The sequence below is a fragment of the Psychrobacter sp. GW64-MNA-CIBAN-0177 genome, from assembly GCF_040309585.1.
Classification (GTDB): Bacteria; Pseudomonadota; Gammaproteobacteria; order Pseudomonadales; family Moraxellaceae; genus Psychrobacter; species Psychrobacter okhotskensis.
Genome location: NZ_JBEOOY010000305.1, coordinates 1 through 265, shown reverse-complemented (window position 1 = coordinate 265; position 265 = coordinate 1). Strand labels below are relative to the sequence as shown.

Below are 265 nucleotides of genomic sequence, written 5' to 3'. Positions count from 1 at the left end.
ACCCGGTAGCTCTAAACAAGAGCCAATCAAATCTATACCAAATAGCCAAGCTAAGCATTCACGCGACTATAAATCACAAGATACTCAATTGTTCTGTCAGCACTTACAAATAGGCGCCGGACAATTTAGCGCATTACAGCAAATTAACTTACCGATAGATAATACCGAACTGGCTACGCAAGCAAAGCACATCAAAGAATCAGGCTTTCAAGCCATTGTGCTCAATGATTTAAAACAACAACTCAATGAACAACAATTAAAACAG

Annotated in this window: 1 protein-coding gene; it reads left to right on the top strand. The window is 38.9% G+C overall.

Annotation, left to right across the window (positions count from 1 at the left end; genetic code table 11):
• Window positions 1-265, top strand: a 265-nt coding sequence (locus AAEY79_RS15195; RefSeq protein WP_352289304.1) for a hypothetical protein, incomplete at both ends; no start/stop codon positions are given.